At 39.6% G+C, this 10,023-nt stretch carries 7 protein-coding genes; 1 reads left to right on the top strand and 6 read right to left on the bottom strand.

The features are described 5' to 3' along the window. Positions 1–469: 469 nt before the first annotated feature. The 3 genes from NF867_RS09885 to NF867_RS09875 form a co-directional block, all read right to left on the bottom strand. Entirely contained in the window at positions 470–907 is a 438-nt protein-coding gene (locus NF867_RS09885; protein WP_252587676.1) for a hypothetical protein, read from the bottom strand. A 211-nt stretch (positions 908–1,118) separates the two neighbouring features. After that, positions 1,119–1,418: a hypothetical protein gene (locus NF867_RS09880; RefSeq protein ID WP_252587675.1), complete on the bottom strand. Its 300-nt coding sequence runs from the start codon at positions 1,416–1,418 to the stop codon at positions 1,119–1,121. A 159-nt stretch (positions 1,419–1,577) separates the two neighbouring features. Then, complete coding sequence (locus NF867_RS09875; RefSeq protein ID WP_252587674.1) at positions 1,578–2,297, bottom strand: DUF6630 family protein; 720 nt, start codon at positions 2,295–2,297, stop codon at positions 1,578–1,580. Between the two features lie 43 nt (positions 2,298–2,340). Between NF867_RS09875 and NF867_RS09870 the strand changes: the two genes are divergently transcribed. Then, complete coding sequence (locus NF867_RS09870; RefSeq protein ID WP_252587673.1) at positions 2,341–2,622, top strand: hypothetical protein; 282 nt, start codon at positions 2,341–2,343, stop codon at positions 2,620–2,622. Between the two features lie 628 nt (positions 2,623–3,250). On the opposite strand, the gene NF867_RS09865 is transcribed toward NF867_RS09870, so the two are convergent. The 3 genes from NF867_RS09865 to uvrA all read right to left on the bottom strand — a co-directional run bounded on the left by NF867_RS09865 (position 3,251) and on the right by uvrA (position 9,877). Further along, positions 3,251–3,721 carry a hypothetical protein gene (locus tag NF867_RS09865; protein ID WP_252587672.1) on the bottom strand — a complete coding sequence of 157 codons (471 nt, stop codon included), beginning with the start codon at positions 3,719–3,721 and terminating at the stop codon, positions 3,251–3,253. A 470-nt stretch (positions 3,722–4,191) separates the two neighbouring features. Further along, on the bottom strand, positions 4,192–5,802 hold the full coding sequence (locus tag NF867_RS09860) for a tyrosine-type recombinase/integrase (RefSeq protein WP_252587671.1): 1,611 nt from the start codon (positions 5,800–5,802) through the stop codon (positions 4,192–4,194). Between the two features lie 1,231 nt (positions 5,803–7,033). Next, positions 7,034–9,877 (bottom strand): excinuclease ABC subunit UvrA, encoded by a 2,844-nt coding sequence (gene uvrA / locus NF867_RS09855; protein WP_252587670.1) that lies wholly within the window; start codon positions 9,875–9,877, stop codon positions 7,034–7,036. Positions 9,878–10,023: the final 146 nt, after the last annotated feature.

Below are 10,023 nucleotides of genomic sequence, written 5' to 3'. Positions count from 1 at the left end.
TGTCACCAGATTTTTTGCTTTAAGGTCTTCAATTCCTTTTAATTCTCTGTCAAAAGGCAACTTACTGTCAAGTAAGTCCAAAGTCCAATTGCAATGAAGATTAAAACAGTAACGACTAACAAGATCAAAAGTCCGCGGTCGACATAAAAACTTGCAACTATCCCAACGACTAGAGAGGTAAGAGTCCAGAAGATGAGAAATTTCATCAATCGAAATTTTCTTTTCCCAATGTCCTTTACTCTTTTCTCAAGAGTTTTAATTTCTTGTCCGCTTAATTGTCTCTCTATTTTCAACGGTATTTTTTTAGGGCAATTGCACACAACGTTTTGGGGCTTTGCGTTCGGGCGGGTTTCAGAGCACAAAGTTTCAATTTATTACTAAAGTTCATTAGAAGCACAAAACTTCAGGTTTGCACGTCAGCCCGCCTGACGCAAAACCCGTGTTATGGGCTGTTATTATTCGTTTACTTTTATTTTATTGTTATCAGTTGTCTAGTAAATTCAGGTAAGTCAGCGGTCGATTTAATTGCTTTATTTACAAACAAACTGATTATTACGCCTTTCCCGTTTACTTTTCCAATTATAAGTAAACTGTCGAATGTGTCAACCTTTGATAGATAGCCTATTAAGTCAGTGTTTAAGACTGAAACATTTTGCTCTTTAGGTTTTTCAATTTGTGCCAATAATTCTTTCTGATGTCGAGGGAGGTCACTAACAGGCTCATATGTCCAAGTAAAAACATAGTCGCTACACTTAATCATATTTCCAATTGTCTCACAGTCCTTTGGTGCGATAAAATGCTTACCGCAAAATTCAACAGAGTCAGCTTTTGTTGCTGTTTGTCCAAATGAAATAGATGAATATGTTGTCAAAATAAGAACAAAGAGACATAACTTAATTTTTTTCATATGTCTTGCAGTCAAAATGTGTTTTTGTTTGTAGGTTGTAGATTTATAATAGCCCATAACGTTTCAGCTTGCCGAAGGCGCGGTGAAAATACCTGCGACTTGTCCGCCGTGATGTAAAATTATTAATTAAGTTTTCAGTTCAAAATTGCACGTCCGCCGCGCTTTACGGCAAGCGACTGTTAGCGGTAGTGCTTATCTTGTCGGTTTTAGGTTAGTTTTTTAATGTTACTCCAAATAAGTCTGAATAATAAATAATTGCAAGTCCAACAGTCAAAGGCGAGCTTGTTAAAAAATATAGCATTGTCGCCCAAATAGACTTTTTAATGAAAGATTTATTCCTGAACCATAATACAGAAATAGCGATGATTGAAACGGTCGAAACCGTAAAGGCAAAGATTAGCTGTCCGTAGTTGTCGTCATAGTCGAGGAACCGTGCCGAATAAATGAGTCGCCAAATGAAAATGGTTAAGATTAAAAGGCTAAAATAAAATATAAGTGATAGTCTTTTCATAGAAGCTTTTTAGCATTACCGCCAACGTTTATGTTTATGACGGCTTGGGCTTTCGAAGCGTGTCACTGTCCCCGTTGCTAAACGAAATTAAGAAAACAAAACTTCAAACCTACACATCACCCCAAGCTGGCATAAACATTTTGTTAGCAATAGTTGTTTTCATTTTCTCAATTTGTTAGTTCCGTGGAAGTTGTCTGGTGAACTTATTATTATTTCGTCAAATGTTTTTGAGTCAACGGTCATGTAAGCATATGCGTCAGACCCAAGATCTAAAAAGATGATTCGTTGGTTAATTGTCTGCAAGTCTTTGTCGACCGATTTAAATAAGTCGATTATGAATTTACCGTTTCTTTGTTTTTCATCACTTACAACACCAAGTCTAAGTTTATTCGTGTTTGTCCAATTATGTTTTTCTTTTAAAATATTCTCTTCTATATGGGTTTCAATTTTGTCTTCATCCTCTTCCCCTCTCCAATCTATTAAATGAACAAGATTTTTGGATTCTCCGAAAATTGACAAAACGTCAATTGGTCTCAGATTTTCCAAATCGAATCCTTGCAACTCTTTTTGAGCTGAAAATTTCTTTTTGTCGTGTAGATACAAATTGTAAAAGCTGTCAAACTCTTCTTTATGATTTTGGAAAATCAACTTGCCAATTCTTAATAAATCTGAATCGTTCTTGCCTCTTTTTTTCTCAGCCCTTTCTAGATATTTTAGAATTATCACCAAGGCTAGTAGTACAATAACAAATGCAAATATTATCCACTGTTTGCCTAGCTTATCGTTTAAAAAAGCTATTAAAAATCCGACACCAAGTGCAAATCCTACTATTGCAATTAATACACCAAGTATGATTGAAATTAACCTTATTGTCTTCATTCGGTTTGCTGTCTTCCTACAATTATTGCTAACGTTAATGTTTATGACGGCTTGGGTTTTCGAAGCGCGTCACTGTCCCACGTTGCCAAACGAAATTAAGAAAACAAAACTTCAAACCTACACTGAACCCCAAGCTGGCATAAACATTTTGTTAGCTGTAGTTGTTTGGTTGTACGACATGTCACCAACCTTTGATTTGTTGAATCTCATCTTGAACTTTCATCTTTATATAGACGCTACTATAATTGTCATCACCTCTATTCAGAAATATTGTATCTCCGTTGAAAGTCAAGGTTTCAGTCCTGATACCAAAACTACTTCTTAAGCTGCTTAGTTCTCCGATTTGAGTAAAGAGGTCAACTTTTACGTTGCCTTTTTTATCTATGTAATAAACACCTCTATGTCCTGTCCTAGTTGGGTCAAAGTCGTGCCGGTTTAAATTCTTTTGGTTTGCTTTTAACATAAAACTATTGCAATGTCCATTCCCGTAAAATCTGTAATAGTTGACATAGCCGTCCGTTCGATTATAAAATTCGTGTTTCGACACCTTGGCAAACCCAAATAGCGAACTTTCAAGTGTGAACAATGAACAACATTCTTTATATATAGCATTAGTATCTATTTGTGATGTCAGAGCGATTGAAAATTTAGAGATATTTTTGAAGGCTTTGGGGTCGTTGGTTGTAACATCATGGTCAGAAAGCTTAACTAATGAATAGCATCCAGTCAACATTAGGAGGGGTAAATTCAGATAAATAATAAAAGGCTTTTGCAATAATTTCATAAATATTTGTCGGACTAGACTACACAATTACAGCTAACGTTTTAGGCTTGCCGTTCGGCGCGAAGAAAAACGCGCTTAATTATCAGCCGTGATGCAAGTTATTAATTTGGTTTTGATTTCAATTTGCAGATTCACCGCGCTGACGGTAAGGCTGTGTTAGGCGCCGTTTTTATTGTTTCGATATTTGCCATAAAACTGGGTATTCTTCAGTTATAAACTGCAAAACGATATCGTCGGATATGATCATTAAGTGAAGATATTGGTCGGGATCGTCCTGTAACGTTGAGAATCTCTTTAACCAGCTTGAATTTTTAATTTCTAAGGTATTACCCAGTTTATACTCTGATTTATTTAACTGCTCCCAATAATGAAAAAAATGCTCCTCATGGCTTATTTCATAAACCTCTACTTTGGTATTCAAAATATATTGATATCCTTCACTATCACTTAATAAAACCTTCAATTGGTAGCCTTCAGTTTCAATTTTATCAATCGAAGGATAAATGGTGTCAGAAATAATTGATGTCCACTTGGAGAATGTGATTTGCTGTTCAATCATTGTAGTTTTACTTAACAAAATGGCGCCTAACGCTAAGCTAAGTGAAGTGCCGAGTGTCGGCCTTGTGCCAGGTCTGGGCATTTCATTTAGCGGTTGTTGTATGCAGTTAGTTTTTTTAATTGAAATTCTTTAGGCTCATTGCGTTTATAGGTAATAAGCGAAGTGAGCCCCTGAAATTAAAAAATCTCCGCCTATGGGCAAAAAGTCGCTGCAAGCAAGCAATAATTTAAAAACTTTTTCGTTTTGCAATGAGTTGATTTTACAAATCAGTCGATCACTCAACTTTAAGCTTTGCTAAAATGCATTTTACTCGCTTCAATTGAGTGCCTCTCTAGCAGCTGCTGCTGCTCTCATTGCAAACTCCATTTTTTTCTTTGCTTTCTTGCGGTCTTTTCCAAAGAGCCTTTCCTCTAATTGCATACAACGTGTATGTATACGCACCTCGTTGCGTTTAGTTTAAGCTTAGGTGCGTATATATTTCATTTGGCTGAACCATTTCTTCTCTTTCAATCTTAACAAATCAGCGGTTTCAGCCCTCCAAAATAACTATTTTATTCAATATCTAAATTATCTAACGGACTTTTTATCTGGTCAAATCCTTTAGTGGTTATATGCGTGTAAATCTCGGTTGTTTTGCTACTGCCATGCCCCAATAAGCTTTGTATATAACGTAAATCAGTTCCATTTTCTAATAAATGAGTGGCAAATGAATGCCTGAGCGTGTGTAAACTTACTTTTTTACGAATGCCTGCTTTCTTTACTGCCTCCCTGAATATTTTTTGAGCACTACGGGCTGAGTATTGCATTGATACTTGTGTCCCATCGGGGTTGAACCCTTCAAACAACCACGACTTAGGTTTATAAGCCAAATAATACTGTCGTAATACAACGAGTACCTTAGCCGACAAGAGCGTATATCGGTCTTTCTTGCCTTTTGCTTGTTTAATTCTGATCTGGTTTCGGTCCGAATCAATATCTTCTACCTTAAGATTCAATAACTCACTCACCCTTAAGCCTGCCGAATAGGCAAGCATCAGCATTGCTTTATGTTTCAAATTGGTAATGTGATCAAACAGCAACTTTATTTCCTGCTCACTTAACACCACCGGAAGCACTTTTTCTGTAATGGGCCGTTCTATAAAATACAACTTTCGCTGCCCGCCCAACACTCGTTCATAGTAAAATTTAATGCTGTTAATGGCCTGGTTTTGATAAGAGGAGCTAACTTTTCGCTCGGTAACCAGGTACCGTAAATAGGCAATGATATGCTTTTCGTCAAGTAGATCAATATCGTTATTCCGGTAGTAATTAATAAACTCCTCAAACAAATTCACATACGACTTTATGGTAGATGGACTGTATCGCAATTCCGTAAGTTTCTCCGCAAGGCTTTCCGGTGCAAAACGATAATCAACTATTGCTGAAGCTGATAATTTGGAACAACCGCCGTTAGTCGCTTCTTCTTTATAAATGATCCTCAACCCCGCTGCTTGCAGCCCTTGCTTTAATTTGGTTAAATTTTGCTCCGAATAAGCGATCGTCCACCATTTATTTTTTCCATCCCATTTGTAAAAAGGAAGCTGTTTGATGGCAGTCGTTACCTCCTCGTTAAAACAGGTGATAATGCGTAAGCGACCGGTGGTAGTTTTTAAAATGAACGCCTCATTCTTTGTTGCAAGCATGCTTGATCCACCATTTGCCTCCGTTTGATCTTCTTCAACCAGGAAACTGATACGAGGGCCAAAATAGGCTTTTAGCATTTCCAACGTTCCTTTATAATTGGGCAACTGCCAGTAAAAGCCAAAGGAATTCCATCGGCTGTATTTTAACTGTGAAACAAATGCCACATCTGCATCATTCCTGGGCATTTTTAGAATGATTTTTCGGCCAACTACGGTTATATGGATATCACCGGTTGCCGGTTGCTTTATAGGTTGAATGGGTGTTGTTGACGGCTCTTCAGTTCCTTTAGATCGAAGCTCTGGAAATAGGCTTAGGAGTTGACGATATGCATTTTTAGTATAGGGAATATGCCAGGCATTATGCGTTCGGCTCCACTTAGCATCAGGTATCGACTTTAATAAAGTCGCGATCTCTTGGTTATATGGAAATTCAATTTTAATACGATCCTGCTGATGATGATTAATTTTTGAAATTTTCATAAAGGAAGTTGCGTGTATACATCAAAATACGGAATATATACGAACCTGCTAAAAGGAAAACGGGACAAAAAATGCAAAAAAGGCAATTTGCTTAAAGGGTCAATTTCTGAAGATGCTCAGGTTAATTTTTTTAACATGTCCTTTCATTCAGTGTTCACATAAGGTAGCTTGGCCTATCCCGGCTTGTGCGGAATGGTTGCAGGCGGATAAGATCCCGGTTGAATCGGGAGTGTGAACACTCGGTCCCGCTCCCGGTTCAACCGGGATGGAGGGCAACAATAGCAGAAGAACTTTGTGAGAACAACTACTCGTGAAAAGTAATCGATCGAAAGTCTTAGATTGGAACGAACCTCCCTTACCCAAAATATTTCACACAGCATCATTTCGAATTGTAATTAAACCTAAAGTCTGATGATTTTCCTTATTAATAAAACCCAACCTAATTTGCTACAAGTTTGATACTGCAAAATCATTCAATATTTCCGTAAGGAACCTTGGCCAGTTTCGGCTTTGTGCGGTAAGGTTTGAAGGCGAATTGGATCCCGGTTGAACCGGGATCGGAAATATTCGGTCCGCTCCCGGTTCAACCGGGATGGAGGGCAACAATAGCAGAAGAACTTTGTGAGAACAACTACTCGTGAAAAGTAATCGATCGAAAAGTCTTAGATTGGAACGAACCTCCCTTACCCAAAGTATTTTACACAGCATTACTTCCAGAAATAAATAAAACCATAGACTTTTCTGTTCAGTAGTTGTAATTGTTAACCCGATCTCCAACAGGATTTATTCACTAACCTGTAAGTTATTCAGGACGGGTCAACGCCGTATCAACGTCGAGTATGCGTCGAGTATGCGTCGAGTATACGCCGAGTATGCGTCGAGTATACGCCGAGTATGCGTCGAGTATGCGTCGAGTATACGCCGAGTATGCGTCGAGTATACGTCGAGTATACGTCGAGTTAAAGCCGTATCAAATGCGTATCGAATACGTGCGATCTCTCTATAATAATCCACCCTTGTTATCTAAACTGTAAGAGTAAACCAGAACTTTGCATGATAAACAACGGAGCGCGTAATTCAGTATTACAAGGATCGGCAAATAAACGATCGCTGATAACTTATCCATGAAACTGCAAATAGTCAATCCAACAACCGTTTCCAATAGCCATAAAAAAAGGAGCCCTAAAGCTCCCTTTTCGTTATTTCAGTTTAACAATACAACCGTATTCCATTACTTCATTTCCTTCTTCAAAAACTCACCGGTAAAGCTTTTCTTACATTTGGTAAGTCCTTCAGGGGTGCCTTCAAAAACAATTACTCCGCCTCCCTTTCCTCCTTCCGGACCAAGATCAATCACATGATCAGCTACTTTAACTACATCCAAATTATGCTCAATTACCAATACAGTATTCCCCTTTTCAACCAGTCGGTTCAGCACGCCCAATAAAATGCGGATGTCTTCGAAATGCAAACCGGTGGTTGGCTCATCCAATATGTAAAAGGTTTTACCCGTATCTTTTTTAGAAAGTTCAGTAGCCAGTTTCACACGTTGCGCCTCACCTCCCGAAAGTGTTACCGACGATTGTCCTAGTGTGATATAACCCAAGCCAACATCCAGCAGGGTTTTTATTTTACGGTAGATAGCCGGAATATTTTCGAAGAACGGCACAGCATCTTCCACACTCATATCCAACACATCACTGATCGATTTTCCCTTGTAACGCACTTCCAATGTTTCGCGGTTATAGCGCCTGCCGTTGCACTCCTCACAGTTCACCATCACGTCGGGTAAAAAGTTCATTTCAATCACCTTCATCCCGGCACCCTGGCAAGTTTCACAACGACCGCCTTTTACGTTAAACGAAAAACGTCCGGGTTTATAGCCCCGTATCTTTGATTCAGGCAGCTGTGTAAACAGGTTACGGATATCCGAAAATACACCGGTATAAGTGGAAGGATTGGAACGTGGTGTACGGCCAATCGGCGTTTGATCGATCTCAATCACCTTATCGACATGCTCCAGTCCTTCGATCTTTTTATAATCTAAAGGTTTCTTCTTAGCGTTGAAGAAGTATTGGTTCAGAATAGGGTATAAAGTTTCGGTAATTAAGGTTGATTTCCCACTGCCCGAAACCCCGGTAACGCAGATGAACTTACCCAAAGGAAACGACACCGAAACATTTTTCAGGTTATTCCCATGGGCTCCCATCAACTTCAGTTCATGCCCGTTTCCTTCCCTTCTTTTCTGCGGAACTTCAATACCTTTAATTCCATTGATATAATCAGTAGTTATCGTATGGAAACTCAGCAATTGATCAGGAGCACCTTGTGCCACCACCTGTCCACCATGAACCCCGGCAGCCGGCCCCATATCAATCACATAATCCGATTCCACGATCATGTCTTTATCATGCTCCACCACCAAAACGGTATTACCCACATCTCTCAATCTCTTCAAGGCTTCTATCAAACGGTTATTGTCGCGCTGGTGCAAACCAATACTTGGTTCATCTAAAATGTACAGCACGTTTACCAGTTGTGAACCAATTTGCGTAGCCAAACGGATACGTTGTGCCTCACCGCCCGAAAGGGTGCGGGAAGTTCTGTCTAAAGTGAGGTATGATAAACCTACATCGAGCAAAAAGCCGATACGGGCACGAATTTCCTTCAGTATTTCTTTGGCGATTACATTTTTACGCTCGCTCAATTGCTTTTCAATATCCTCGAACCACGCTTTTAGCGTGTTAATGTCCATGATACTCAGCTCAAAAATATTCTTGTCGGCAATTTTAAAATGCAATGCCTCTCTTTTCAAGCGGGCACCATGGCACTCAGGACAAACCTTTAATGTCCGGAAGCCTTCCAAATCGGCACCGTCTTCATCTTCTTTGCGGTTTTCCTGTTGTTCTTCCAGCGTTTTAACTAAACCGTCGAACGTTACCTGGTAGTTTTGGGTATTGTAAGAGCCATATTTCACCGGAACCGTGATAATATCAGGCGCTCCGTTAAGGATAATATCTTTTATCTCGGGCTTCAATTTTTCAATCGGTGCCGAAAGTGAGAAATCATATTTCTTCGACAGGGCTTTCAGTATCTGAAACATCCATGTTTCTCGGTATTCGCCCAAAGGAGCCAAACCGCCTTCCATAATGCTCAGCTTCGGATTCGGAATCACCGAATGCTCATCGATCTCTAAAATATAACCCAAACCGCTACACTTTGGACAAGCGCCATAGGGTGAATTGAATGAAAATGTATTGGGTTGAGGTTCGTCATAAGAAATACCTGTCGTTGGGCACATCAAAAACTTAGAGAAGTGGGAAACATTTCCTTCCTTATCGGCAATTTTAATAATGCCTTTGGCTTGTTTCATGGCTGATGCCACCGAATCAACTATGCGTTTGCGGTTATCGGCACGAACCTCCACGCGGTCAATCACTACCTCAATATCGTGGATCTTGTAACGGTCGAGTTGCATTTTGGGAGCTACATCTTGTATCTCTCCATCAACCCTAACCTTGGTATATCCTTGTTTACGAATTTGTTCAAACAGTTCGCGGTAATGCCCTTTACGTCCTTTTACAATAGGCGCCAAAATATTGATGGGCTTTCCATCAAATTGCTCCATAATGCTGTTGATGATCTGCTCTTCCGACATTTTCTGCATCAGCTCACCGGTATTGTAGGAGTAAGCATCCGCAATACGTGCATAAAGCAATCGCAAAAAGTCATAGATCTCGGTAATGGTACCAACGGTTGAGCGGGGATTCTTTGAAGTGGTTTTTTGTTCAATAGCGATCACCGGACTTAAGCCCGAAACCTTATCCACATCGGGCCGTTCCATACCTCCCATAAACTGCCGTGAGTAAGCACTGAATGTTTCCATGTAACGTCGCTGTCCTTCAGCATAGATCGTATCAAATGCCAACGACGATTTTCCGCTACCACTTAAACCAGTTATTACTACCAGTTTGTTGCGGGGAAAGGAAACATCTATGTTTTTAAGATTGTGAACACGGGCGCCAAACACTTCAACTTCAGACTGCTCACCCAAATCGGTAAATTTCTCACTCATAAAGACCAAGGTACAAGATCAAGGCAGCAAAGATAAGCAAAGTTAAACTGTAGCCGGTATGGAAGTACGAAGGATAATAAAGTACGAAGGAAAAAGTACAAAGTACAAGGTTAGAAGTACAATCTAAGAAGACTTCGGATCGAAGT

The organism is Solitalea agri, from assembly GCF_023914155.1.
Lineage (GTDB): Bacteria > Bacteroidota > Bacteroidia > Sphingobacteriales > Sphingobacteriaceae > Solitalea > Solitalea agri.
Note: the sequence above shows the minus strand (reverse complement) of the source record. Positions and strands in the feature narration are given on the sequence as shown.

Coding starts and splice junctions, on each gene's coding strand:
- NF867_RS09870 (WP_252587673.1), top strand. CDS start 2,341: ATGACGGCTTGGGTTTTCGAAGCGCGTCACTGTCCCACGTTGCCAAAC.
- NF867_RS09875 (WP_252587674.1), bottom strand. CDS start 2,297: ATGAAGACAATAAGGTTAATTTCAATCATACTTGGTGTATTAATTGCA.
- NF867_RS09885 (WP_252587676.1), bottom strand. CDS start 907: ATGAAAAAAATTAAGTTATGTCTCTTTGTTCTTATTTTGACAACATAT.
- NF867_RS09880 (WP_252587675.1), bottom strand. CDS start 1,418: ATGAAAAGACTATCACTTATATTTTATTTTAGCCTTTTAATCTTAACC.
- NF867_RS09865 (WP_252587672.1), bottom strand. CDS start 3,721: ATGCCCAGACCTGGCACAAGGCCGACACTCGGCACTTCACTTAGCTTA.
- uvrA (WP_252587670.1), bottom strand. CDS start 9,877: ATGAGTGAGAAATTTACCGATTTGGGTGAGCAGTCTGAAGTTGAAGTG.
- NF867_RS09860 (WP_252587671.1), bottom strand. CDS start 5,802: ATGAAAATTTCAAAAATTAATCATCATCAGCAGGATCGTATTAAAATT.